At 45.3% G+C, this 320-nt stretch carries 1 protein-coding gene and 1 pseudogene; both read right to left on the bottom strand.

All coding sequences use genetic code 11. The annotated features are described in order from the left end of the window. The coding region (locus B3L97_RS10040) for a CD1247 N-terminal domain-containing protein (protein WP_414631805.1) at positions 1–159 on the bottom strand (159 nt) is incomplete at its 3' end. Positions 160–179: 20 nt separating this feature from the next. Further along, positions 180–320, bottom strand: a pseudogene (locus tag B3L97_RS02250) (elongation factor P); the annotation flags it as partial.

The following is a 320-nucleotide window of genomic DNA, read 5'->3' as shown; positions in this document are numbered from 1 at the left end:
CTGCTGCTCTTCAATAAGATCTCCATGCTCTTCTATTTCCTCAGCTAGAGCATCTAAAGCCTCCGTCACAGCTTGAAAAGCTTTCACTGTTGTCTCATCTTTCATATTGAGACCAGCCAACAACCCTTTCAGAAATGCTATTTTCTCTTTAGCACTCATGGCCCGCCCTCCCCTATTTTCTATTTTTTAGCCCGCTCAAGATATTCGCCACTGCGGGTATCGACAACAACTGTATCTCCTACTTCCACAAAAATAGGAACTGTAACAGTGATGCCTGTCTCAAGAGTTGCCGGTTTGCCTCCTCCAGAAACAGTGTCACC

It is taken from the genome of Aminobacterium sp. UBA4834, from assembly GCF_002400205.1.
Lineage (GTDB): Bacteria > Synergistota > Synergistia > Synergistales > Aminobacteriaceae > Aminobacterium > Aminobacterium mobile.
This window is presented reverse-complemented; position numbering and strand designations above follow the sequence as displayed.